Origin of the sequence: Streptomyces sp. NPDC096324, from assembly GCF_044763015.1 — a bacterium.
GTDB lineage: Bacteria > Actinomycetota > Actinomycetes > Streptomycetales > Streptomycetaceae > Streptomyces.
In genome coordinates, this window is the sequence record NZ_JBIWFK010000001.1 from 704,928 (window position 1) to 729,259 (window position 24,332).

General features: G+C 72.8%; 14 protein-coding genes. 1 reads left to right on the forward strand and 13 read right to left on the reverse strand.

Annotation, left to right across the window (positions count from 1 at the left end; all coding sequences use genetic code 11):
* Positions 1 to 81: 81 nt before the first annotated feature.
* From ACIQ7M_RS03015 to ACIQ7M_RS03055, 9 genes are all read right to left on the reverse strand, one after another.
* Positions 82 to 1,077 carry a hypothetical protein gene (locus tag ACIQ7M_RS03015; RefSeq protein WP_403639006.1) on the reverse strand — a complete coding sequence of 332 codons (996 nt, stop codon included), beginning with the start codon at positions 1,075 to 1,077 and terminating at the stop codon, positions 82 to 84.
* On the reverse strand, positions 1,074 to 1,712 hold the full coding sequence (locus ACIQ7M_RS03020) for a DUF5819 family protein (protein ID WP_355761298.1): 639 nt from the start codon (positions 1,710 to 1,712) through the stop codon (positions 1,074 to 1,076). The genes ACIQ7M_RS03015 and ACIQ7M_RS03020 overlap by 4 nt, the downstream gene beginning before the upstream one ends.
* Positions 1,709 to 2,029 (reverse strand): hypothetical protein, encoded by a 321-nt coding sequence (locus ACIQ7M_RS03025; RefSeq protein WP_355761301.1) that lies wholly within the window; start codon positions 2,027 to 2,029, stop codon positions 1,709 to 1,711. The genes ACIQ7M_RS03020 and ACIQ7M_RS03025 overlap by 4 nt, the downstream gene beginning before the upstream one ends.
* A 488-nt stretch (positions 2,030 to 2,517) precedes the next feature.
* On the reverse strand, positions 2,518 to 3,654 hold the full coding sequence (locus ACIQ7M_RS03030; protein WP_403639009.1) for a class I SAM-dependent methyltransferase: 1,137 nt from the start codon (positions 3,652 to 3,654) through the stop codon (positions 2,518 to 2,520).
* Entirely contained in the window at positions 3,651 to 4,907 is a 1,257-nt protein-coding gene (locus ACIQ7M_RS03035) for a glycosyltransferase (protein ID WP_403639011.1), read from the reverse strand. Before ACIQ7M_RS03035 ends, ACIQ7M_RS03030 begins: the two co-directional genes overlap by 4 nt.
* Positions 4,904 to 5,725, reverse strand: coding sequence for an alpha/beta fold hydrolase (locus ACIQ7M_RS03040; RefSeq protein ID WP_403639013.1), 822 nt, complete (start codon positions 5,723 to 5,725; stop codon positions 4,904 to 4,906). The genes ACIQ7M_RS03035 and ACIQ7M_RS03040 overlap by 4 nt, the downstream gene beginning before the upstream one ends.
* A gap of 3 nt (positions 5,726 to 5,728) precedes the next feature.
* Positions 5,729 to 6,085, reverse strand: coding sequence for an acyl carrier protein (locus ACIQ7M_RS03045; protein ID WP_403639015.1), 357 nt, complete (start codon positions 6,083 to 6,085; stop codon positions 5,729 to 5,731).
* Positions 6,082 to 10,854, reverse strand: a complete 4,773-nt coding sequence (locus tag ACIQ7M_RS03050) for a beta-ketoacyl synthase N-terminal-like domain-containing protein (protein WP_403639017.1) — start codon at positions 10,852 to 10,854, stop codon at positions 6,082 to 6,084. Before ACIQ7M_RS03050 ends, ACIQ7M_RS03045 begins: the two co-directional genes overlap by 4 nt.
* Before the next feature lie 140 nt (positions 10,855 to 10,994).
* Positions 10,995 to 18,554 (reverse strand): SDR family NAD(P)-dependent oxidoreductase, encoded by a 7,560-nt coding sequence (locus ACIQ7M_RS03055; RefSeq protein ID WP_403639019.1) that lies wholly within the window; start codon positions 18,552 to 18,554, stop codon positions 10,995 to 10,997.
* Between the two features lie 629 nt (positions 18,555 to 19,183).
* On the opposite strand from ACIQ7M_RS03055, the gene ACIQ7M_RS03060 reads away from it, so the two are divergent.
* Positions 19,184 to 20,470 carry a benzoate/H(+) symporter BenE family transporter gene (locus ACIQ7M_RS03060; RefSeq protein ID WP_403639021.1) on the forward strand — a complete coding sequence of 429 codons (1,287 nt, stop codon included), beginning with the start codon at positions 19,184 to 19,186 and terminating at the stop codon, positions 20,468 to 20,470.
* A gap of 1 nt (position 20,471) precedes the next feature.
* On the opposite strand, the gene ACIQ7M_RS03065 is transcribed toward ACIQ7M_RS03060, so the two are convergent.
* The 4 genes from ACIQ7M_RS03065 to ACIQ7M_RS03080 form a co-directional block, all read right to left on the reverse strand.
* Positions 20,472 to 20,774, reverse strand: a complete 303-nt coding sequence (locus tag ACIQ7M_RS03065) for a hypothetical protein (protein ID WP_403639023.1) — start codon at positions 20,772 to 20,774, stop codon at positions 20,472 to 20,474.
* 303 nt (positions 20,775 to 21,077) lie between these two features.
* On the reverse strand, positions 21,078 to 21,440 hold the full coding sequence (locus ACIQ7M_RS03070) for a hypothetical protein (protein ID WP_403639025.1): 363 nt from the start codon (positions 21,438 to 21,440) through the stop codon (positions 21,078 to 21,080).
* Positions 21,441 to 21,660: 220 nt separating this feature from the next.
* Positions 21,661 to 22,410, reverse strand: a complete 750-nt coding sequence (locus ACIQ7M_RS03075) for a thioesterase II family protein (protein ID WP_403639027.1) — start codon at positions 22,408 to 22,410, stop codon at positions 21,661 to 21,663.
* A gap of 34 nt (positions 22,411 to 22,444) precedes the next feature.
* Positions 22,445 to 24,259, reverse strand: a complete 1,815-nt coding sequence (locus ACIQ7M_RS03080) for an amino acid adenylation domain-containing protein (protein WP_403639029.1) — start codon at positions 24,257 to 24,259, stop codon at positions 22,445 to 22,447.
* Between the last annotated feature and the right edge of the window lie 73 nt (positions 24,260 to 24,332).

The window sequence follows — 24,332 nt, forward strand, 5'->3', positions numbered from 1 at the left end:
CTTTGGTGGAATGCCGCATCCGCGAGCTCGCACGGCGCCCGGCGTCGAACTGCGGCTTTCCGGCCGAAGGCGCCGGGAACGCTACACCGGCTCCTCCGCGAGCGTGACTTCGGCAGCGGTTTCGCCCGCCGCCTTCTCCTTCCCGGCTCGCCGGCCCAGCCGGGCGGCCAGCTTCGACGTGGTGGAAACGGCCCAGCCGAGTTCCCTGTTGAGGAAGACGAGGTCGCAGGCGATCATCGTCAGAGCGAATCCCGTCAGGCCCATGAGCAGACCGATGGCGACGTGGAAGCCGATCGACATGGCGGCGGCCCAGGGCCGGAGTGCGGGGACCAGCACTCCGAGAGGGAAGTAGACGAGGAACATGACGGTCGTGTACGTCCCGGCCACCACCATGAAATCGTTGTGATAGACGAGGTTCGAGACTCCGGGGAACGTGAACTCCGGAACCCGGAGCACATAGAACAGGGCGGTTCCGTCCTGCCACATCTGTCCCTGGACCTTGTACAGACCACTGACGACGTACACCAGGCACATCTGCGCCGCGATCGCCACGACACCGAGATTGTGCAGAGGCGTCGCCAACGATCGCACCTGCGTCGGCAGGCGACGGCCGAGTCTTTCCGTGCGACCGGAGGAGAAGGAGAAGCGGTCGTAGCAGCGGGTGGCCAGGAGCATCGGGAGCACCAGGTAGGCGAGGTTGTCGCCACCGTCGAGCAGGACCGGCTGACGTTCGTAGAGAGACCACAGGAAAACCCAGTGCAGGGCGAGTCCGGCCCTGCCGCCTATGCCCAGGGTGACCATCAGAGCGGTGATCAGGCCCAGGTGGAAGACCAGTTGGAACCACGCTTCCGAGGAACTCCACGTATAGAGGCTGAAAGAGCCGTTGCCGTGGACCTGTTCAACGAATTCGCGCCAGGGGAGAACGGCGTCGGGGCCGAAGAGGTAGTCCCGGTCGGCGTACTGGCTGACGTAGAACATCAGGCCGACGAACCCGAGGAGGGCACGGGTTCCGGAGACGCCGACGGCACCGATCGGTACCGAACTCCACCTGTCGATGGTGGAGACGACCTTCCTCATGTGACGTCCTCCGCGTTCCGCCATTTCAGATCCTCGAAGCTGGTCGTGCCGTTGGCGGACGGATCCTTTCGCCGCGACCACGAAGGGAGTTCGTGCACGTACATGCGTACCTGCACGGCGGAGGGAGACCCGTCGCACACGTTCCGCAACTGGGACAGCGAGTAGCGCGCCAGGAAGATCTCCGCCTGGTCTCGCGACGTCTTCTCGTAGGGAAGCAGAGGAACCGGTCGCTTCTTCTTCTCCGCTTCCTTGTTCCTGAGCCGGGCCAGAACCGGATCGGGGCTGTCCATCTGTGTGATGGTCCCGCTGACCAGCCGGTTGATGCGAGACGGGAAGAACCGGTCATGCTGGACTCGGGTCACGTAAGGGCGGGAGACGTCGTAGAAGTGGGTGGCCTCGCCGTTCGCGCACCTGGCACGGGCGACGATGCCGCGGTCGTCCGACAGGGGATCCGGGGCGAAAAGCATCCAGTTCTGTGACAGATAGGGTTCCGTCACCGCGTTCATCTCGTCGTAGTAGCGCAGCTTGACGGGATTCAGGGGCGTCTGGGTCAGCGCGGCGACGGACAGGTAGGCGCCCAGGAGGGCGGCCCCGGCAATGAGGACCGCCCTCCTGAGTACGACATGCTCGGTCACTTGTCGAAGACCGTGTCGACCGCCTCGACGCCGTCGACACCCTTGGCGGGCGCCACGTGAGTCCCGAAGAAGTCGTTGGCCACCTGACCGGCCGCCTTCGCCACGTGCGGGCACGCCGCACGACCGTGCACCGCGGCCTTGCCCACGACCTTGCCCAGAAGGCTGCCGAAGCCCGCGGGCGCCCTCTCGACGTCCGGCCGGACGACCGCCGGAGCGGAATCCACCTGCGGTGCGGCGGCCTGCGCGGTCCCCTGCACGCTGAGTGCGGCCGCGACGCCACCCATGGTGATGCCGGCCGCGACGAACAGCTTCTTCATCTTCTCTCCTTGTGCCTGTCGGATTCCGAGCAGGCTTTCTCGATGCCCGGCGCATGCCGGGCCGTTGAAGAAGGAAGGAATACTGGCGGCACGGAACGGTGCCGCCGATGCCGGTGCTTCGAACATCGAACGCACCAGACTCCCCCTACTGGCACGGGGGCACTGCGGCATGTGGTCAGCATGCCGCCCTGCCGGTACCGGATATCCGGTCTCCCAGCGCTGTCCCCGTTGGCTCGAATACTGGCACATCTCGAATTTATGTTCCTCGCCAGTAACAACGTGAACTGACCGAAAATGATCAAGGGAACGGTCAATCGCACCCAAAATCATCCAATATTCAACGGCTACTTGCACGCAAAGCCGGACATTCCCGAGGCCTCCCTGTTGATCATGGGCCGCCGCCCCTCTGGTCGCCGCCGGGACCTGCTTGGCCGAAAGTGTTCGCTTGCTCCCGGTGGTCCCACCGCGGCTCCGGGGTGCGTACGCGGTCAGTCCCGGCGGGCCACCAGGCGGTAGGCGTTGGACATGCCGAGCCGGTGCGCGAGCGGGCGGACCACGAACCGGTCCAGCAGCGTGCCCAGGACCAGGGCCGGGATCCCCGCGAGGAACAGGGCCGTACGAACGGCCCGGCGCAGCGCGCCCGGCGGCCTCGGCAGCCAGGGCGCGTCCTCGCGCGGAGCGGTGTGGTCCAGAGCCAGCCAGACGGCGGCGAGCAGGTCCACCGGGTCGTGCGGCTCGGCGTGCTGCTGCGCCACCACCGTGAACCCCAGCTCCGCCAGGCGGTGGCGCAGATTGGAGACAGGCACGAAGTGCAGGTGCTGAGGCTGGAGCCAGGGCAGCCACCAGCGGCCCAGCAGCCGGGCGTAGCGGCTCTCGGGGTCCGGGACCTCGATGAGCAGATGGCCGCCGGGCCGCACCGCCTGCCACGCCGCCCTCAGTTCACGGTCGGGGTCGGTGCTGTGCTCCAGGTAGTGGAACATGCTCACCACGTCGTAGCGGGCGGCGAGTTCCGGCGCCAGGTCGGGGAAGGCGCCGCGGTAGCCGTGCTCCACCCGGCCCTCGCGGGCGGCGAGTTCGACGCCGTCCGTGAAGTCGAGACCGTCGAACGCCGTGCCGGGCAGCACCTCGCGGGCGGTCGCGCAGAAGTGGCCGTGCCCGGTGCCGACGTCGAGCCAGTTCTTCGGGACGGAGTCGTACGGCAGCATCGACTCGGCGCGGTCGCGGTACATCCTGGTGCGGCCGCCGAAGGTGTCGCCGAGTCTCTTCTCGCCGAGCCCGTCGTAGAAGTCGCGGTAGTAGAACTCCAGCCCGGCCTCGCTCAGCCGCGGGTTCTGGAAGACGTGCCCGCAGGCGTCGCACCGGTCGAGGACGAACCGGCCCGGCTTGTGCTGGAGCAGGTCGGTGGTGCGCAGACGGGTGGTCAGCCGACCGGAGCCGCACCAGGGGCAGGTGGTGCGCGGCGGCTCGAAGAAGCGTCCCGTGCCCTCGGCCAGATCGGCCAGGTAACCGGGGCGCAGCCCGGCTATTCGCTCGGCGCGGCTGGGCTCGCGGGCCGGTTCGCCGGCGTCCTGCCTGGCCGGCTGTTCGGGGGCTTGTCCGGTCGGTTGGTTCGTCTGCTCACTCATCGGTACTCCCGGGCGAGTTGTTCGAGGCTGTCCGCCGCCGCGGGGGCACCGCCGGCGGCGCGGAACGTCGTACCGATCCGTTCGGCGGCGGCGCGGTGCCCGGGTTCGTGCAGGACGACGTCGAGCGCGGCGCCCAGCCGGGCGGCGGTCACCCGGCCGAACCTGACCCGGACGCCCGCCCCCGCGTCCACCACCTGCCCGGCCACCACCGGCTGGTCGTCGCGGATGGGCGCCACCACGAGCGGAACCCCGTGCCACAGCGCCTCGCACACGGTGTTGTGACCGGCATGGCAGACCACGGCGTCGACCCTTTCGAGGAGGGCGAGTTGGGGTACGGACGGCAGGACCAGCAGGTCCTTGTCGTGGCCGGACGAGGGGTGAGCGCCGTACGGAGTCCTGGTGCCGCCCGGAGACGGGATGGCGCCCCGTGCCGAGGCGGCGTCCGCGCTCAGCGTGTTCCCCGGGTCGACGACGACCCCCTGCACCCGGTCGGCCCGTGCGCGCAGGGCCTCTCGGCACACGGCGAGGAAGCGCCCGCCGGCGTCCGCGTTCGCGGTGCCGAGGGTCACCAGCACCGTGGCCCGGCCGGGGTCGAGCCAGTCCCAGGGGAAGCCGGCCGCGGCCGGTCTGGCCGTGATCGACGGGCCGACCCAGCGGATCGGACCGCCCCGCGCGGCGGCCGACGGACCGGCCAGCTCCACCGTGCTGAACGCCAGCACCAGATGAGGCGAGAACCGCGGATCGGAGTCGCCCGCCGGATCCCCGATCGACCGGCGCAGGCCCGCCAGGCGCTCCGCCAGCCACTCCGTGACCCTCGGCAGCCCGGCCAGTGGGTCGGCGAACTCGGCCGAGGTGGTCGCCGAGGTGGCCCACGGCAGCCCCGCACGCTCGGCGATCAGCCCGCCCGCGAACGCCTGCTGGTCGGCGACGACCACGTCCGGACGGAACGTCTCGACCGCCGCCCGTACCCCCGGCGCCATGGCCTCGGCCAGCGGCAGCAGATACCACTCCCACAGGAACTTCAGCGCCTCCGGCCCCCGCAGGTCGGGCGGCCGCCGTGCCTCGCCCACCCCCGGTACCGGGCCGGCGCACGGGAACACCGGGGCCCGGTCACCCGCGAGGCGTCCCACGAGAGCGGCGTCGGCGCAGGCCCACGCCACCCGGTGCCCGCGCGCGAACAGCAGGTCGGCGACCCCGACGGCCGGGTTGATGTGCCCGACCAACGGCGGTACCACGAACAGGAATCCGCTCACCTGGCCTCGGCCCCCACGCTCCGGGCCGCCGAAGTCCCCTGGATCAGCGCCAGGATGTGACCGCCCACGGTCCCGGCCGCCTCCACCAGGACCGAGTGCTCGTGCCCCGGGATCACCACCGTCCGGCAGTCCGGCACCAACGACCGCAGCCAGGGCGCGAGTTCGGCGAGGTCGGAGTCACCCCCGTACAGGCCGAGCACGGGGCGGCGCATCGCGGCTATCTGGTCATCCGTCAGGATGCCGCTGGCCGGGATGTCCTGTCCGAGGGTGGTGTCCCGGGCGAGCCGGGCCGCGCCTCGGGCCAGCCGCGCCGTGTTGTGGCCACGGTTCGCCGTGATCCAGGCGAGGGCGTCGAGCTCGTTGTGCGCCAGTTGGGCCATCACCCGGTCGAGGATGCCGCCGAGCTTCGACGCCCAGGCTGCGGTGGGCGGTTCGGACTCGATCAGGGACACGCTGGCCACACGCTCCGGGTGACGGGCCGCGAAGCCGAAGGCGATCGTGCCGCCGTAGGAATTGCCGACCAGGTGCACAGGGCCGGTCACCGCCAGCCGGTCGAGCAGCGCCCGGAGGTCGTCGATGTTGTGGTCCAGGGTGTAGCCGTCGGGCGGTCGTTCACTGCGGCCGTGCCCCCGCAGGTCGTACATGACGACGTCGAGGCCGGCCGCCGCGAAGGCGGGCGCCACGGTGAAGTAGTAGCTGGCCAGACTGTCGGTGAGTAGACCGTGGACCAGTACCGCGGTCGCGGTGGCCGCCCGGCCGTCCCGGGGGCCGAGCCGCTGTACGTGCAACCGGAGTCCACCGGTGTCGACCATCGCCATGAGTCAGCTCGCCTCCGCCGCCTTCAGGCTGGTCACGACGTAGGCGACGAGCTGCCCCACGGTGAGCCCGATGATCTCGTCGAACTCCATCCCGGCCAGGAACTCGGCGAAGTTGACCCGCCCGCCGTACCGTTCTTCAAGGAGTCCCGACAGCGTCACCAGGTCGATGCTCTCCAGCTCCAGATCGCGGTTGAACGTGGTCGCCATGCCGATCTCGACGTCGTCGAGGCCGTACTCGTCCTCAAGGAGCCGGGTGAGCAGTCCGGCGATGTCGGCGAGGACCTGGGCCGCGTCGGGAGGGCGGGGGGTGGCGTCCGTGGGGTGGGGGGTGGCGTCCGCGGTGTGGGGGGTGGCTTTCATGGGGCGTGTTCCTCCTCGTGGGGGTGTCCCGTCGGTCCGATCGGTCCCGTGGTCCAGGCCACGACATAGGCTCGTTCGGTCAGTCCCGGCGGGTTCGCGGCGGGCGCGCACCGCACCGCGTAGGCGCGTTCCAGGCGTCCCGAAACGATCAGCTCGTCCCCGGCCGGTGCCGCCTCCAGTACGGCGAAGTCGCGCGGCCGGCCGCCGAATCCGGTGCCCTCCGCCTTGGCGACGGCCTCCTTGGCGGCCCAGAACCGGGTGAACCACAGTGCCTCGTTGCCGTTGCCGTTGCCGTTGCCGTTGCCGTTGCCGCTGTCGGCGGTGGCGGTGGCGGTGGCGGTGGCGGTGGCGGTGGCGGTGGCGCACAGCGTGCGCAGCAGTCGCAGTTCGTCCGCGCCGAGCACCGTCGCCATCGCCTGCGGGTCGCGGGCGGTGACCTCCTCGATGTCGATGCCGGGACCGGGACCGGGCGTGTGCGGCCGTACGATCGCCACCCCGGCCTCGGCGCGGTGGGCGAGGGAGACGTCCAGCGGGGGCAGTTCCCGGCCGTGCACCCCGGTGACGTACGGGCGGCCCATGCCGTCGTTGCTCACCCGCAGCTCCGCGGGGAACACGGGGCCCTCGCCCTGGTCCCACAGCCATTGCCGTACGGCGTCCTTGACCGCGATCCGGCCCAGCAACCACTGCCGTCGGCCGCGCGGCGCGTGCCCGGCGTACTCCGAACGCTCCTGCCCGCCCAGCGAGTTGCGCATGATCAGGTCGCGCGACGCCAGATCCGGCCACCGTTCGTGCACCAGTGACCAGCCGCCCGGACAGGCCTCGGAGAGGGTGTTGCGATCGGGGAAGCGCTCCACCGGCCGGGTGTGCGGATCGTTGTCGAACCGGCGGTCCTGCCAACCGCGCAACTCCGCCCACACCACGCCCGCCACCGAGAGCTGCACGTCGGCCTCCAGCACGGTGTCGGTGAGCGAGGTGATCCGCACCAGACACGCCACCTGCGCCCCCGGGGCGGGCTGCGGGCCGTGGAAGCGCATCTCCCGCATCCCGACCGGGAACACGACCGTCCGCTCGGAGCGGGTCGCCATGATCCAGTAGCCGAGGATCTGGCCGACGTTGTCCAGCAGGGCGCCGGGCGCCGTCGGGGCGGTGATGATCCCGCGGATGTGCCGCTCGCCGAGCGCGGTGAGTTCGGTGACTCCCTGGAACGCCGGGCCGTGGAACATCCAGCGCTCGCCGTACAGTTGGGCCGCGGTGTGGAGAGGCGCGCGCTCGCTCGCGGGGTCGGTCCGCCAGCGGGCGGGCGGCGGGGCCGGGTAGTCGGTGGCGAGCTCGACGGTGGCACGGGCCCGGGGCCCGAAGGACACGGCCAGCCGGTCCGGTGCCACGGGCTCCGCCGTGACCTGTACGTCGACGGCGGGGGTGGCCGTCAGCCACTCCTCGAACCGGGCGCCGTGCACCGCGACCGGCACCTTGCCCGGTGCCGCCCGCCGGGCCGCGTCCATCAGGTGGTGCACGATCGTGGTCGCCGGGACGACCGGCCAGCGGTCGGCCACGTCCGGCCAGCCGGCCCGCTGGGGGAAGAAGCAGTGGTCCAGCAAGTACGGCATGGTCTCGGGGGAGACACGGACGACCGAGGTTCGTACGAGGGGGCCCGTCGCCGCGTCGCCGACCGCCGCCCGCGTTTCGGCGACGGGTCTGGAAGCCGGCAGGGGGACGGGGGTGCGGACAGAGGTGGGGACGGGGGAGGGGGCCGGGGTGGGGTCGGGGGGTGAGGGCGTGGCGGCCGGTCGGCGGGCCGGCCGCGCGGTGATGAGCGCTGCCGCCGCGTCCGCGGTTTCCCGCAGCAGGGCGTCCAGTTCGGCGGCGCCGGGGAACCGGTCGGTGAGCCCGCGCAGTACACCCGGTGCGTACTGGGTGGCGGTGCCCGGAGCGGGGGCGGCGGCCGCGCCCAACTCGGCGCGCAGGGCCGCCAGTTCCGGGCCGTCGAGTGAGATCAGAGCGCCGTCCAGATTGAGCCGCACGGGGGGCCGCGCCGACAGCGTGCCGCCGTCGGCGGCTCCGGACCCCGCTCCGGCTCCGGACGCCCCTCCGGCTCCGGCGTTGCCGTCGGCCGATCCGGATCCGGCGCCTGATGTGGTGCCCGTACGGGGCCCGGTGGGCAGGGCGGGGGCGACGGCCGCCCCCGCCGTCCACAGCGCGACCGCGACCCGGCGCAACTGGGCGAGGCCGCTGCGGTGGGGGGAGTTGGCGGCCACGGTCAGATGGTCGCGGTCGCCGAGGGTGTCGCCCACGAGCGACCCGAGTTGCCCGGGGCCCACCTGGACGAAGGTCCGGTGCCCCGCCGCGTACAGGGCCTCGGTCAACTGCCGGAAGCGCACGGGTTCCAGCAGGTGCCGGACGAACAAGTCCCGTACCTCCGACTCCTGTTCGGGGAACGGCGCCGCGGTCGTCCCCGACCACACGGGGACGGTCGCCGGATGCAGCCGGAACCGTCGCGCCGCCTGTCTGATCGGCCCGAGGTAGGGCTCCAGCATGGGCGTGTGGAAGCCGGACCGGAACGGCAGCACCTGGCCGAGCACACCGCGGGCCCGGAACGACCGGATGAAGTCCTCGACCGCGCCGTCCGGCCCGCACACCATCGACTGGCCCGGCGCGTTGTCGTGGGAGAGCACCAGGTCGGCGCCTCTGAACTCCTGTTCCAGGGCGGCCAGTACGCGCTCCGCGGGCGCGCCGACGGCACCGAACGCGAGACCCGGCACCGTCACCGTGTCCGGATCGAAGCCCGCCATGAAGGCGTCGACCTCGTCCTCGGAGTACAGCCCGGCCACCGTCATCGCGGTCCACTCGCCGATGCTGTGCCCGGCGACCGCGTCCGGCGCGACACCCAGGCGACGCAGTGCCGCGTCGAGAAGGCGTCCGACGGCCACCACGCCGAGGCCGTGCCGGCCCACGTCGCCGACGGGGTCGCCCGCGGGCGCCGCCCCGGGCAGGCCGAAGTGCGCGGCCACGTCGTCGACGCGCGCGGAGAACTCGCTCTCCAGACCGGGGAAGACGAAGACGAGCTTGCCGTGCCCGGGACCGAGCAGAGGGCCGGGCCGGAACCAGAGGTCGCCCCGGCCGTGCCAGGCGCGGCCCCGGCCGACCGCCCGGCGGGCCAGGGCCAGCCGTTTCGCGGTCGGGTCGACGATGCCGAGCCGGGCCCGGCCCACGGCCGGATGGGGAAGCGCGGGGTCGAGTCCGGCGGCGCGTACCGCCGCGTCGTCTCTGTCCAGCAGGGCGGCGAGCGGTTCCGGACCGTCCGCGGCGAGCAGCAGGACCCGCTCGGGCTCGGCGACCCGCACGGCCGGGCGCCCGGCCGTCGAAGCGGGCGCCGTCGTGACGGGCGCCGGTGCCTCCTCCAGCACCACGTGCGCGTTGATCCCGCCGAAACCGAAGGCGTTCACGGCGGCCCGGCGCACCGGGTTGCCGGGCGAGACCTCCCAGGGGACGGCCTTCTCCAGCGTACGGAAGCGCGTCGCGGCCAGCGCCGGATGCGGGTCGTCGCAGTGCAGGGTCGGCAGCAGCGTCGCGTGGTGAATCGCGAGAGCGGCCTTGACCAGTCCGGCCACCCCGGCGGCGGGCATGGTGTGCCCGATCATCGACTTCACGGAGCCGATCACCGCGCGGTCTCCGCCTGATCGTCCGGCCAGCCCGAACACCGCGCCGAGCGTGGCCAGTTCGGCCGCGTCGCCGGCGGGGGTCGCGGTGCCGTGTGCCTCCAGCAGGCCGACCGAGCCGGGCGCCGCCGGGTCGAGTCCGGCGGCGAACCATGCCTGTCGCACGGCACTCGCCTGACCGCCGGGATCGGGGCTGACCAGGCCGGCGGCCCGGCCGTCGCTCGCCACCCCGGTGCCCCGGATCACCGCGTAGATCCGGTCGCCGTCGCGCCGGGCGTCGGCCAGTCGCTTCAGTACGACGACTCCGGTGCCCTCGCCGACGAGGAGGCCGTCGGCGTTCCGGTGGAAGGGGCGGATGCGCTCGCTGGGGGAGAGGGCGCGCAGTTGGGAGAAGACGCTCCACAGGGTGATGTCGTGGCAGTGGTGGACGCCTCCGGCGAGCATCACATCGCAGCGCTCCGAGGAGAGTTCGCCCACCGCCTGGTCGACCGCGACCAGCGACGAGGCGCAGGCCGCGTCCACGGTGTAGGCGGGGCCGCGCAGGTCGAGCCGGTTGGCCACCCGGGAGGCGGCCAGGTTGGGCACCAGACCGATCGCCGACTCGGGACTGTCCGGGCCGAGCCGGTCGGTGAACGCCGTTCGTACGCGGTCGAGTTGACTGCTCGTCAGCTCCGGTAACAACTCGCCCAGTGTGCGGACCAGTTGTCCGGCCGTGCGCACCCTCTGGTCGAGCCGGACCAGGCCCGGGGTGAGATAGCCGCCCCGGCCGAGAACGACACCTACGCGCCGCCGGTCGGGAAGCCGGTCCGGGCCGCCCGCGTCCGCGAGGGCCGCGGCGGCCACGTGCAGTGCGATGAGCTGGTCGGGCTCGGTGCCGGCCACCGAGTTCGGCATGATCCCGAAGCGGGTCACCTCCACCTCGGCCAGTGTGTCCACGAACCCGCCCCTGCGGCAGTACACCTGGTCGGCGACGGCCGGTTCGGACGCGGTGCCGGGGCGGTAGTACCCGGCGTCCCAACGCCCGTGCGGCACCTCGCCGATCGCGTCCACGCCGTCCCGCAGGTTGATCCAGTACGCCTCCAGATCCCGGGCCCCCGGCATCAGCACCGCCATGCCGACGATGGCGACCGGAACCTGCCGCCGCGACCCCGGCCCTCCAGCCGCACCCGCCGTCCGGTCCTGTTCCCGGCCCGTCCCGGAAGCCTCCGCCCGGTGCGTCACCGGACCCGCCGCGGGGTCCGTCACCGGACCCGTCACCAGCCCGAGGCGGTGTAGACGACGGCGGTGGTCGACGGGTCGCCCCAGGCGAGTTCGCGCAGCAGGGCCGCGGTGCCTTCCTCGGGATCGATCAGGCCGATGCCCCGGCGGCCGTAGGCGCGGGCCAGCTCCGGTCCGACCATGCCGGCGTGCCGGGCGGCGGGCGCCCAGGGCCCCCAGTGCACGGTCAGTGTCCGGTGCCCGGTGCGGGCGGCCCAGGCCGAACCCAGCGTCTGGAGCGCGTCGTTGGCGGCCGCGTAGTCGGCCTGGCCCCGGTTGCCGAGGACGCCGGAGATGCTGCCGAACAGCACGCTGAACGCCGGCCCGTCGGGCAGTTCCTCCAGAGCGGTGAGCAGGGTGCCCGCGCCGGTCGCCTTCGTCCCGTAGACCCGCTGGAATGACTCGGGGGTCTTCTCGGCGATGATCCGGTCCTCGATCACCCCGGCCGCGTAGACGACACCGTCGAGGCGGCCGTGCTCGGCGTGGATGTCCTTCACCGCCTGGAGCACCGCCTCCGGCTCCCGGAAGTCGACGCAGCGGTAGCGGACTTCGCTCCCGAGCGCCCTGAGCTCCGTCAGCGTCGTGGTGATCTCCCGCTGGGCGAGCAGGAGTTCGGCGGCCTGGTTGATCGCCGCCGGTCCCGCCCCGCCGCGGGCGGCGAGCGCCGCGCGCAGTGCGGCCGGGGTACGGGCGGAGGCCGTGTCCGGGTCCTCCGGGCCGTCCGGCGCGGGTGTCCTGCCGAGCAGTTCGAGCCGGCACCGGCCGGCGGCGGCGATGGCCGCGGCGCACTGCGCGGTGATGCCGCGTGCCCCGCCGGCCAGCAGGACCACCGCGTCCCGGTCCAGGCCGAGCGCGGCGGCTTCGGCCGCACCGGCACCGGCCGGGCCCGCGCCGGTGCCGCCGAGGATCCCCAGGGGTGACTCGACGAGCTCCAGGCCGAACCGGCCCTCCGGCCGGCGCAGGACGACCGGGGCGAGGTCGGACGCGCACAGCTCGTCGACCAGCGCGTCCGCGAGCAGCAGGCCGTCCGCGACGGACAGCGTGTCCGCGACGGTCAGCGTGTCCGCGACGGTCAGCGTGTCCGTTGCGGCCGACGTGGTCACCACCTCCACCGTCCGCGCGACCGTCGACGGGTACTCGCGCGCCACGGTGCGGAAGAAGCCGCGCAGCCCCGCGGCCGCCGTGTTCGACGTGTCCCTGCCCACGGCCCGCAGGGCCAGCAACTGGCGCGGTCCCAGGGCGAGGGCGGCCTTCAGGACGGGGAACGCGTCCGGCAGCACCGGCGCGCCACCCGTGACGAGGTAGAGGACCCCGTCCACCCGGCCGTCGTCCTGGGTGAGCAGATGGTCCCGGTCGCGTACGACGACGTCGGCGCCGTACGAGGTGAGCCGGGCGCCGATCTCGGGGGCGTTGCCGAGGACGGCCCACCGTGTGCCGGACAGTACGGCCGCCGGATCCGCGGTGTCACCCTCCTGATCGAGGGGCACCGACCGCGGCAGGTACCGCTTGGGCGCCTCGCCGCGCACCGCCTCGCCGGCCATTGCGTAGCTGTTCACCGCGTTGCCGTTCGCCGCGTCGCCGGCCATTGCGTGGCTGTTCACCGTGTCGCCGTTCGCCGCTCGCACGGCCTCGACCGTCCCGGACGCCTCCGGGGTCTCGAACGCCTCAGCCGACTCGGTAGCCGCGACGGCCTCGGCCGTGTCGGCCGCCGGGAGCGTCTCGGCCTGCTCGGCGGGAAGCGTGGCCGGTTCCGCGGGGCCGGAGAGCCGGGCGGTCAGCCAGTCGGTCACCGCGCCGGCCGTCCGTGCCTTCGCCAGATCCTCCAACTCGGCGTCGTCGAGAACGGCGAGGTCCGCGCCGTCCCCGGCGCCGAGTCGCCGGGCCAGTTCGCCGGCTATCTCGGCCCGCTTGATGGAGTCGATGCTGAGGTCGGCCTCCAGGTCGAGATCGGGCTCGATCATGTCGAGGGGATAGCCGGTTCGCTCGCTGATGATCTCCAGGACCACCTGTTGGACGTCGACGTCCTGAACCGGTGCCGACCCGGTGGCGGGTGCGGGTGCCTGGTCGGCCGACGACTCCGTGGTCCGGGGTGGTGGTGACATCGGCGGCTCCGCCTGGGGCGCGGCGGCCGTCGTGTCCCGCGGTGCGGGCGGGGCGACGGGCGCGGGTGGCGCGGCCGTCCGCTCCCCGGCCACCGCTCCGAGGTAGGTCATCAGCACGTCACGCTGAGCGGCGACCATCTCGCGGCTGGTGCGCAGGAATTCGGAGATCAGCGCGTCCTGGGCGTCCTGGCGGTCCTGGTAGTGCACGCCGTTGCTGACGTTGCTGACGTTGCTGACGTTGCTGACGTTGCCGCCGTTGCTGGCGTTACCGGCGTGCACGCCGGGGCGGCCGTCCCGGTCGGACGGGACCTCGTGCGCGGGGTTCGTCGGCACGGTCGTCTCCACGACTCGTCGGGCCGGTGCGAGCGCACCGGGAAGGAGGTCTCCGGCGGCGGTGCGCACCAACTGTCCGTCGACCGTCCAGCCGGGCCGCTTCGGCACCGGCGTGCGCACCGCGTCGACGGCGCCGCGGCCCCGTAGCAGCCAGCCGGTGCGCACCGGCAGCCCGGCGACGGCCAGTCGGGCCAGGGCGTCCAGCCAGCCGCGCAGGCCGCTGTCCGGGCGCGGCTCACAGGCGACCGTCCGGTGCGGCCGGTCGCCGAGGATCTGTCCGACCAGCCCGGTCAGCACGGATCCGGGCCCGGCCTCGACGAAGATCCGCGCGCCCGCCTCGTACATCGCCTCGATCTGCTCGACGAATCCGACCGGGGCGCCGATCTGCGCGGCGAGTTCGGCCCGTACCGCGTCCGGGTCGGCGGCGTACGGCGTCGCGGTGCGGTTCGCCCACACCGGGAACTCCGGCGCGCGCACCGGACGGGCCGCGAGCGCCTCGGCGAACCGGGCGCCCGCACCGGCTACCAGAGGGCTGTGGAAGGCGCAGGCCACGGGGATGCGGCGGGCGTCGTACCCGGCCTCGCGCAGCAGACGCACGGCCTCCGTGACGTCGTCGGCCGAGCCCGATATCACCGTCTGGCGGGGCGCGTTGCGGTTGGCGACGACCACGGCGGCCGGGGCCTCGACAGCCCGAAGTGCGCGCGAGACCTCCGCGGCGCCGGCCGGGACCGCGGCCATGGTCCCCGGGTCCGCTCCGCGGTCCGCCCCGGCGGCCGCGAGGATGGCCGCCGCCCGTTCGGAGCTGAGCGCGAGCAGCGTCTCGGGGCTCAGGGCGCCCGCCGCGCTCAGGGCGACCAGTTCGCCGTAGCTGTGCCCGGCGGCCATGTCGGGCCGCACCCCGGCCGTGGTGAGCAGGGCGTGGACGGCGAGTCCGGCGATGCCGAGCGCGGGCTGGGCGGCCCGGGTGTCGGTGAGCGCCGCCCGCTGCCGGTCGCGAGCGCTGTCGTCGAAGGCGGCGGGCGGGTACAGCCGGGCGGCGTGGTCGGCGCCGAGTTCGAGGTAGTGGCGCAGTTCGGGGAAGGCGACGAACAGGTCGCTGAGCATTCCGGGGCGCTGGCTGCCCTGACCGGGGAAGAGGAAGGCGACCTTGCCCTCGGCCGGGTTCTGGTCGGGGACCGCGCCCTTGGCCGGGACCTGGCCGGGTCTCGCGCCCTCGGCCGGGTCCTGTCCAGATCCGTCACCCGCGGCCGGGCCCTGGTCGGGTCCCGCGGCGGGTGACGTCCGCCCATCGCCTCGCGGCATCAGATGGACGCCGTGCGCGGGATCGTGCTCCCCGGCGAGCGCCCGCCGCAGCCGCACGGTCAGTTCGTCCACGTCCGCGGCCACGACCGCCACCCGCGCCGGATCCGGACAGACGTCGGCCCGTCGGGCGGCGCTGAGCGCCAGGTCGCGCAGCCGCCACGGCCGGCCGTCGGCCTCGGCGGCCCCGAGCAGTTCCTCGACGGCCCGGTGTGCCGCCGCCGCGTCCCGGCCCCGGAACACGAACAGTTCGGCGGGCCATTCGTCCAGCGCCTGCGCCGGTGCCGCGCCGTCCGCGTACGCGCCGAGCACCACATGGAAGTTGGTGCCGCCGAAGCCGAACGCACTGACACCGGCGAACCGTTGCCGAGCCGGAGCCGCCCAGGGCCGGGCCCGGGTGTGGAAGGCGAACGGGCTGCTCTCCTCGTCCCAGGCGGCGTTGGGGTGCTCCAGGTGCAAGGTGGGCGGCCGGACGCCGGTGTACAGCGCCAGGGTCGTCTTGATCAGCCCGGCCAGCCCGGCGGCACACTTGGTGTGCCCTATCTGCGATTTGACCGAACCGAGCGCACAGCTCCCCGGCTTGGCTCCGGCCCTGCCGAACACCTCGCCCAGGACGGTCAGTTCGGTGCGGTCGCCGACCACGGTCCCGGTTCCGTGCGCCTCGACGAGCCCGACGTCCGCCGGTGAGATTCCCGCGTTGCGGTAGGCCCGCTCCAGCGCCGAGCGCTGCCCCTCGGGGCGGGGCGCGGTCAGGCCCAGCGAGCGGCCGTCGCTGGAGCTGCCGAGGCCCTTGATCACGCCGTAGATCCGGTCGCCGTCCCGCTCGGCGTCCGCGAGCCGCTTCAGGACGACGCAGGCGACGCCCTCGCCGAGCGCGATGCCGTCCGCCGAGCCGTCGAAGGAGCGGGAGCGCCCGGTGGGGGAGAGCGCGTGCACCGAGGAGAACAGGACGTAGTCGTTGATGCCGTTGTGCAGGTCGGCGCCGCCGCACAGCACCACATCGCTGGTGCCGCCGGTGAGTTCCTTGCACGCGACGTCCACTGCGGCCAGGGAGGAGGCGCAGGCGGCGTCGACGGTGAAGTTGGCGCCGCCGAGGTCCAGCCGGTTGGCGATCCGGCCGGAGATCACATTGGCGAGCATGCCGGGGAAGGAGTCCTCGGTCAGCCGGGGCAACTGGCCGTCGAGGCCCTCGGGAACGCGCCCGTGGTACGACGGGAGCACGGCGCGCAGCGTGGCCGCGTTGGACAGGTCGCTGCCCGCCTCCGCGCCGAACACCACCGAGGTACGGGAACGGTCGAACTCCCGTCCCCCGTCGCCGTATCCGGCGTCCTCCAGAGCGCGCCGGGCGGCCTCCAAGGACAGCAACTGGACCGGCTCGATGCTGCCGAGCGACGTCGGCGGGATGCCGTAGCGCAGCGGGTCGAAGGGGATACGGGGCAGGAAGCCGCCCCACTTGGAGGGGACGGCACCGCTGGAGGGGACGGCACTTCTGGAAGGGGCGGTCCCGCCGTAGGAGGCGCTGCCGGTGTGTGATGCGCCGTTGGCGGGCGCGGTGGCCGCATCGTCGCCCCGGCCGTAGTGCACGGCCGGGTCCCACCGCTCGGGCGGGACCTCACCGACCGCGTCCCGGCCGCCGACGACGTTCGCCCAGAAGGAGGGGAGGTCGGGCGCCTGCGGGAACATACAGGCCATCCCGACGATGGCGATGTCCAACGGAGCGGGCACCACCGGCTCCCGGGTCTCGGACGCGCCCGGCCGCTCGCCCAGCCGGTCGCGCAGCTCCGCCGCCCGCCGCGCGAGGAAGCCGGCGGCCCCGGAGGTCACCGACTCGTGGAGCGCCGCGACGGTGGTGGTGGCCGAGCGCAGTACGGCCACCTCCCCGGCCATGAACATGCCGTCGGTGAGCTGGCGTGCCTCGTCGACCGGCCTGAGCGACCCGTCGCCGTTCCGTTCCACGCCCTTGCTCGCGAGGCGCAGGCGCCCGATGTTGAGCCGCTCCAGCTCCTCCCAGACCCGCCGGTCGGTCACGCCCGCGGACCGCAGTCGGCCCTCGTGCTGGCGGTACCCCTCGGTGAAGGAGCTCGGCAGGCAGCGGGTGGCGTGGCCGGGCGCGGTCTCCAGGAGCGTGGTCCGCTCGGCGGCCCGCACCTGGCGCTGGAAGAGCGGCTGGATCGCGCCGCGCGTGACGACCTCCTCGGTGAAGAGGTACGCGGTGCCCATGAGGACCCCGACGGCGGCCCCGCGCGAGGTCAGCGGGGCCGCGAGCGCGGCGACCATCGCCGCCGAGCGCTCGTCGTGGACACCGCCCGCGAAGAACACCTCCAGCGCCTGAGCCGTGTTCCCGCCGTTCCCGTCGCCCGCGTCCTCGCCGCCGCCCTTACCGCCCCTCTTGTTGCCGCCGCAATTGGCGGTCGCGTCGTCCAGGAAGTCCTCCAGAACGGCGAGTTGGGCCTCCCAGAGCGGGAAACTGCCACGCGGACCGACGTGCCCGCCGCACTCGGAACCCTCGAACACGAAGCGGCGGGCCCCGGCTTCCAGGAACTGCCGCAGCAGCCCCGGCGAGGGCACGTGCAGGAAGGTACGGATCCCGTCCCGCTCCAGCGCCCGCGCCTGGGAAGGCCGCCCACCCGCGATGACGGCGTGCGTCGGCCGCAGCTCCCGTACCGCCTCCAACTGGGCGGCACGCACCTCCTCCGGCGCGAAGCCGAGCACGCCGACTCCCCAGGGCCGCCCGGCCACGGCGGCCCGGGTCTCGGTCAGCATCGCCCGGGTGCGTGCGCCGTCCGCAAGTGCCAGCGCGAGAAAGGGCAGCGCGCCGTCCTCGGCGACCGCCGCCGCGAACTCGGCGCGGTCGCTGACCCGGGTCATCGGTCCCTGCGCGACGGGCAGCCGGGTGCCGAGCGCCCGGCTCATCGGGGAGCCCGTGCCCAGTGCTCCGGCGGCCGTGTCGTCGCGTACGACGTCGCGCACCGCGTCCGTCAGAGCGCGCACCGTCCGGCGCACATCTCCCCAGCGCCGCGCGAACCGAGCGGCGAGGAAGCCGTCCTGACCCACCGGCAGCAACTGGGTACGAGGATCCTGCGCGCCCAGTGCCGCCGCCACCGTCTCCGGGTCGTCCCTCTCGACGCGTGGTGCGTCCGGGCCCCGCCGCAGCAGCACCCGGTGACCGGCCAGCACGGTCGTCTCCGAACCGTCCAGGGACCGCAGTTGTGCCGCGGCCGCCTCCGGCAGGGAGGACTCGGCCAGCAGCGCGAGCTGGCTGTCCAGCACCACCCCGGCCGCCCCGCCGGCCATCGCGGCGGCGGCCGTGCGGGGGCCGATCCCGCCACAGGCCCAGACCGGGAGCGGCACGTCGGGCGCGGCGAGCAGTCGCTGGAGCAGGACGAAGGTGCTCAACTCCCCGACCCGGCCGCCGCATTCGCTGCCGCGGGCGATCAGCCCGTACGCCCCGGCGAGCACCGCGGCCCGCGCCTCGTCGAGGTCCGTGACCTCCACCAGTACACGGTGGTCGGCGGTCAGATCACCGGTCTGCCACGGCGCGTCGACCGCGAGGACCACCGTGTCCGGCCCGCCGGCGTCACCGATGCCCGGCGCGAGGTCGGCGGGGTCCAGTCGGCAGCGGGCGCCGATCCGCACCCCGAACGGGCCCGGTGCCAGGCGGTGCAGGCGTTCCAGCGCGTCACGGGATCTTCGGTCCCCGTCGCCCAGGTCGAGAACGCCGAGCCCGCCGGCCCGGCACACCGCCGCCGCGAGCCGGGCGTCGGGTTCGCCGAACGGGGTGATGCCGATGATCATGTCCTCGGAACGCACAGCAGACGTCATGATTCTCCGAATCAAGCTGAGACTGCATGGTGGGGGATGCGGTACGACAACGATGGCGGCACGTCGGATTCCAGCGGGACCTGCGGAAACCCGGGAACATCGGTCTATTGAGCCTGCTCGAAACGCGTTGAAAGGTAGCCCTGTTGTTACTGGCTGGTCAATGTTGAACCAGTGGGGCGGTGCGCGGGCGCATTGATTCGGTCAATTGTGAACGCCGGAAGCGATGCCGGGAATCGGAGCAATTCCTCGATGGTGGCGCCTCGTTCACTCCCCTCACACATCATCGAAACGCCAATAGGTGAATGAGGAACTTTCTCTGGTGCGGCATGTCCGAATCGGGGCGCGCTTTCCCTTCGGGCGGCGGGCACGGGAAAATTCCATGTGTCGATCTTGAATTGACCGGGACGGGTGCGTGCCGGGCGTGGAGGCTTCCGGCTCCTCGGGCGAGGACTTCATCACCCGCGCGGCGGTTCGCCGTGTCGCCCGAGCGACGTGGGCGGTGGCACACCGCACCTGGTCCCGGCTCGCCGTGACACTCCGACGACACGGCGGATCGTCTCCCCCGGCGCGGTCTCGGACAGTGGGATATGGGTTGTCCGACGTGCGAGGAACTGACGAGAATCTGTCCGGTGAACGAGATCGATCACCAGAAGTCGCCCAGGGGCGCGTCGGCCGCCGCCGTGTCGGCCGGCCTGATCGCGGTGTTGGTGGGAGTCACCAGTTCCGCCGCGATCGTCTTCGCCGCCGCGAAATCGGCCGGGGCGGGGCCAGGAGAGCTCAGCTCATGGATGCTGGCCCTCGGGGTCGGTATGGGCGTCACGTGTATCGGTCTGTCCCTGCGGTACCGGGCTCCCGTGGTCACCGCGTGGTCCACCCCTGGAGCGGCGTTGCTGGTGTCCGGCCTCGACGGGGTGACGATGGCTCAAGCCGTCGGCGCCTTCCTCGTGTCCGCCGCGCTGATCGTGGTCAGCGGCCTGACCGGCTTGTTCGAGCGAGTGATGGGAAGGATCCCCGTACCGCTCGCGGCGGGCCTGCTCGGCGGGGTGCTCGTACAGTTCGGCACCGGACTCTTCGCCGGTATGGACGGTCATTTCGTCGTCGTGTTCTCCATCTTCGCGGTCTATCTGCTCGGGCGGCGGCTGCTGCCCCGCTTCGCGATCATCCTGGCGCTCGCGGTGGGCGTCGCGGCCGCGGCCGTACAGGGCTCGCTGCGACCCGGGAGGATCCGCTTCGCCTTCGCCGAACCCGTGTTCACGGCCCCCGCGTTCTCGTGGCAAGTGATCGTCAGCGTCGCGTTGCCCCTGTTCGTCGTCACGATGGCGTCGCAGAATCTGCCGGGCGTCGCGGTCTTGCGCGGCGACGGGTACGACCGGGTGCCGGTCTCACCTCTGATCACCTGGACCGGCCTCACCAATCTGCTGCTCGCGCCGTTCGGTTGCTTCGGTCTGAACCTCGCCGCCATCACGGCTGCCATCTGTACGGGGCGTGAGGCGCACGAGGACCCTGATCGGCGCTACTTGGCCGGAGTCTGGGCGGGAATCTTCTACCTGTGCGTGGGCATCCTCGGCGGAACGGTGAGCTCGCTGCTGACGGCACTGCCGACCGCCCTCATTCTCGGCATCGCCGGACTCGGCCTGCTCAACACCATCGGGAACTCCCTGGCCTCCGCCGTCTCGGACGACACCTGGCGGGAGGCGGCGGTCGTCACGTTCCTGGCGACGGCGTCCGGGGTGACGCTGCTCGGCGTGGGTTCCGCGTTCTGGGGACTGCTGGCCGGAGGGCTGACGGTGGCGGTGACGCGCGGCCGCCTTCCGCGCGGAGCCGGCACATCGCGTGAGCCGACCCGCTCCGCCGCCCATTCCGCGCCGTCCGGCAGCACATCCGCCGACACGTCCGAGCCTCTCGGCGACGCCTGAATCAGTGCTCGGCGCAGCAGCAGAACGAGCCGCGGCACGTGTAGCAACGTGGATGTCCGACGCACCGGCACGACTGCCCGCAGTTCACGGACTCGGTGTGCAGCTTGTTCTCGTCCGGGTTGCCCGAGTCGTACGTGGCGCGGCAGTGCCGGCAGGCAACGTGCCCCGGCTGCAGGTCTTCACCACCCGGCGTCGGCCCCGGCTCCGCAGCCGACGACGATGCGCGGCCCGGCCCCGTGTCCGGGTGCTCGTCCTCGTCCTCGAAGAGCCGAAAGACCGTCAGGTCACTCCACTGGTCGGACATGACCGCATCTTCCCGGACGGTCGCCGTCCCGAAGCTGCCTGGACGGGCCGACTGTCAGCGTCGAGGACCTTGTGCGTGCGGGGCTCGTCGCACACCTGCCGGGCGCACGACCCCTGACATGGGGGCTCAGCCCAGAACCGGTCCGATCCATGTGGTCGCCTCTTGCGGCAGCGCATGGGTGTCGACGCCGAGGACGTGGATGACGACCCTCCACCGTCCAGCACGCCGGCCACATGCCGCTCATGGAGTCCGGCCGCGCTCCGGACGCCGGAACGCTCCGGAACCGCCCGCAACGCCGCGCCTTCAGCGTCCGCGAGGGCGCCGGGAGATCACCTGGGGGAGACCGCCGGTCTTCCAGTAGCCGTCGAGGATCCCGAGCAGGCGTTCCGGGTCGCGGAAGATCTCGGCGATCCGGTCACCGTACGCGTCGAGGAGCGGGTCGCTCTCGACCGTCTTGCGGCCGGTGCCGGTGAAGGACGACGAGTAGGCGTGGCAATTGCCGCACCACAGGTAGTTGATCCATGACGGTTCGGTCCGGCCGTACTTCTCGTGGTGGTAGTCGCGCAGGCCGACATGGCGGCACACCGGGCAGATCCGTTCGGTCACCGGAAGCCGCAGTTGCGCGAAGAGCGCCTCACCATGGTGTTCGTCGTAGGGGCGGACCATGGAGGGAACCTTTCTCGGGTGTACGGGGCACGACCCGTTCGGCCACAGGGGGACGGTCTCCCGCCCACGCGGACGGCACCGGGGGCGAGTTCACCAGCCCCTGGCGACTCGGCCGTGACCGCCCCGTTCCGACCCGACTCGGCTGAGTCCGGGGAAACGTACACGGCGGCCCGCCCGTCCTGGCGAAGGACGGGCGGGCACGCCTGTGTCACCGTGTTGCTCAGTCCTGGTGCAGGGCGGTGATCCGGGAGGGCAGGCCGCTCCAGATGTCCGGCGTGTAGAAGTGGCCGCCCGGGAGCACGTCGTGGCGGAAGTCGCCGGTCGACAGCTTGCGCCAGTGGTCGGCCACGTGGGGGTCGATGATGTCGTCGTCGGCGCCGGAGAGGATCTGCAGGGGCGTGCTCACCTTCGCGCCCTCGCGGTGGTAGAAGGTGTCGCGGACCCGGATGTCGGCGCGCATGAGCTCCAGGGCCATCTCCGCCAGGTCCGGATCCCCGAGTACGTGCTCCGGCAGGAGGCCGAACGCACGCATCCAGTCCATGAGTTGCTCGTCGGTTTCCTGTTGCGCGGGAAACATGTCCCGGACCGTCAGCCCGAAACTGGGAGCGTTCGCCGCGGAGACCACGAGGGCCTCGGGGACACGCCCGCCCCGCTCCTCGATGCGGGAGGCCACGTCGAAGGCCATCCAGCCCCCCATGCTGTGTCCGAACAGCACATAGGGTCCTTCCACGGCGGTGACGACCGCGAGGGCGTCCTCGGCCAGGGCGTCCCAGTCCGCGGCGAAGTCCTCCAGGAACCGTCCCTCCCGGCCGGGATAGCAGACGGCGGCGAGCTCCGCGCCGGGCGGCATCGTGTCCGCCCAGCGCAGGTAGACGCCCGCGCCTCCGCCACAGAACCCGAGGCAGACCAGTGTCCGCCGGGCGTCCGGCACCTGCCGGGGGCGGACCAGTGCCGTTTCGAGCAGCTGCATCTCTGTCCTCTTCTGCGATCTCGGGGTAATCGGGTCAGGCAAGGGCGGTCGCCGGCCGGCTCGTGGCCTCGACGTGCCGGGCGAGGTCCCGCAGCCCGGGATAGCGGTAGACCTCCTTGATCGAGACGACCAGGCCGAGGTGCTTCTTGAGGCGTGCGACCACGCGCAGCGCCATGAGCGAGTGGCCGCCGAGGGCGAAGAAGTCGTCGTCCGCGCCGACCTCCTCCCGGCCCAGCACCTCGGACCAGACGTCCGCGATGAGCTTCTCGAACGCGCCCTGCGGTGCGCTGCCCGCCGTCGCGGAGGCGCTCGCCTCCCGGGCTCCGGGCAGGGCGGCCGTGTCGAGCTTGCCGTTCGGGGTCAGCGGCAGTTCGTCCAGGAGCACGTAGAGGGAGGGCACCATGAAGGCGGGCAGGGCCTCGACCGCGTGCTCGCGCAGCCGCTCGGTGAGGGCGGTGGCGGCGGGCCCGTCCACCGGCTCCACCGGTACGCAGTAGGCCACCAGTTGATCGCCGGCGGTGCCGCCGTTCCGTACCAGTACGGCGGTCGTGGCGACGCCCGGGTGCGCGGACAGCACCTGCTCGATCTCGCCCGGTTCGATCCGGAAGCCACGCACCTTGACCTGACGGTCGACGCGCCCGAGGAACTCCAGATCGCCGTCGGCCGTCAGCCTCGCCCGGTCACCGGTTCGGTACATCCGGGCACCGGGACCGCCGAGGGCGTCGGGCACGAAACGGTCCGCGGTGAGCGCGGGCCGGTTCACATAGCCGTGGGCCAGCCGCGGACCGCCGATGCACACCTCGCCGGCGGTGCCCGGCGGCACCGGCCGCAGCTCTTCGTCCACGATGCGCACCTGGCCGCCTCCGGCGAGCGGACGGCCGATGTGCGGCCGCGCGCCCGTGATCCAGGCGGCGGTGGCGTCGACGGTGCATTCGGTCGGCCCGTAGAGATTGAGCGCCTCGAGCTCTCCCCGGGCACCGGCCGCGGCGAGTTCGGCCCATACGTGCCCGGGAACGGGCTCCCCGCCCATGAAGAGCCGCAGCACGCGGCCGTCCGCACGCGGGGGCAGGAGCCGGGCGCGGAGCAGCTCCCAGTGCGACGGGGTCAGATCGAGATCGGTGACGCCGTACCGGTCGAGCAGGTCGGAGAGCCGCTCGGGTTCCTTGCGGTGGTCGTCGTCCAGGACCACGACCGTGTCGCCCCGGCACACACGCACCCACTGCTGGACCGACGCGTCGAAGGACGCGCTCGCGTTCCAGGCGACGACCCGTGGCCCGGCGTCGTACATGCCGGCCGCCTCGAGCGCCGAGACGAGCGAGGCCACACCGCCCCGCGTCGCCTCCACGCCCTTCGGAGTGCCGGTCGAGCCCGAGGTGTAGATGACGTAGGCGGGGGCGAGGGCGGGCACCTCCGGGTCCGTGCGAGCGGAGGACGGGTGGTCCGTCCGTACGTCCACGGGGACCACCTCCGCGCCGGCGGGCAGGAACGACGGGCCGGCCGCGGAGTCGCCCGCCGCCAGGAGCCGCCGGATGCCCGCGTCCTCGGCCATGAACGCCAGCCGGTCCCGCGGGTAGGCGGGATCGAGCGGTACGTAGGCGGCGCCCGTACGCCACACCGCGAGCAGCGCCACGACGAGTCCTCTGCCGCGCGGCAGGCTCACACCGACCCGGTAGCCCCGGCCGACGCCCCGGGAGCGGAGAGTCTCGGCCAGCCACCCGGAGGCCCGTTCGAGTTCGGCGAAGCTCAGTTCGCCGTCCGCCGCCCGAACGGCGGTCCGGTCAGGGTCGTCGCGGACCGCCTGGTGGAAGCGGCTCAGCAGGTCGGCCGGCTGCCGGAGGGGATCGGCCATGGAACGGACTCCTTCGAGAACGGGGAGAAAGGACGGGTCGGACGAGAACACGGCAGGGGCCTGAAATGCGGAC

Excerpts from the sequence above, each read along its gene's own strand:
- ACIQ7M_RS03080 (WP_403639029.1), bottom strand. The coding sequence starts at position 24,259 with ATGGCCGATCCCCTCCGGCAGCCGGCCGACCTGCTGAGCCGCTTCCAC.
- ACIQ7M_RS03075 (WP_403639027.1), bottom strand. The coding sequence starts at position 22,410 with ATGCAGCTGCTCGAAACGGCACTGGTCCGCCCCCGGCAGGTGCCGGAC.
- ACIQ7M_RS03030 (WP_403639009.1), bottom strand. The coding sequence starts at position 3,654 with ATGAGTGAGCAGACGAACCAACCGACCGGACAAGCCCCCGAACAGCCG.
- ACIQ7M_RS03055 (WP_403639019.1), bottom strand. The coding sequence starts at position 18,554 with ATGACGTCTGCTGTGCGTTCCGAGGACATGATCATCGGCATCACCCCG.
- ACIQ7M_RS03025 (WP_355761301.1), bottom strand. The coding sequence starts at position 2,029 with ATGAAGAAGCTGTTCGTCGCGGCCGGCATCACCATGGGTGGCGTCGCG.
- ACIQ7M_RS03045 (WP_403639015.1), bottom strand. The coding sequence starts at position 6,085 with ATGAAAGCCACCCCCCACACCGCGGACGCCACCCCCCACCCCACGGAC.
- ACIQ7M_RS03040 (WP_403639013.1), bottom strand. The coding sequence starts at position 5,725 with ATGGCGATGGTCGACACCGGTGGACTCCGGTTGCACGTACAGCGGCTC.
- ACIQ7M_RS03015 (WP_403639006.1), bottom strand. The coding sequence starts at position 1,077 with ATGAGGAAGGTCGTCTCCACCATCGACAGGTGGAGTTCGGTACCGATC.
- ACIQ7M_RS03065 (WP_403639023.1), bottom strand. The coding sequence starts at position 20,774 with ATGTCCGACCAGTGGAGTGACCTGACGGTCTTTCGGCTCTTCGAGGAC.
- ACIQ7M_RS03070 (WP_403639025.1), bottom strand. The coding sequence starts at position 21,440 with ATGGTCCGCCCCTACGACGAACACCATGGTGAGGCGCTCTTCGCGCAA.
- ACIQ7M_RS03050 (WP_403639017.1), bottom strand. The coding sequence starts at position 10,854 with ATGGCGGTGCTGATGCCGGGGGCCCGGGATCTGGAGGCGTACTGGATC.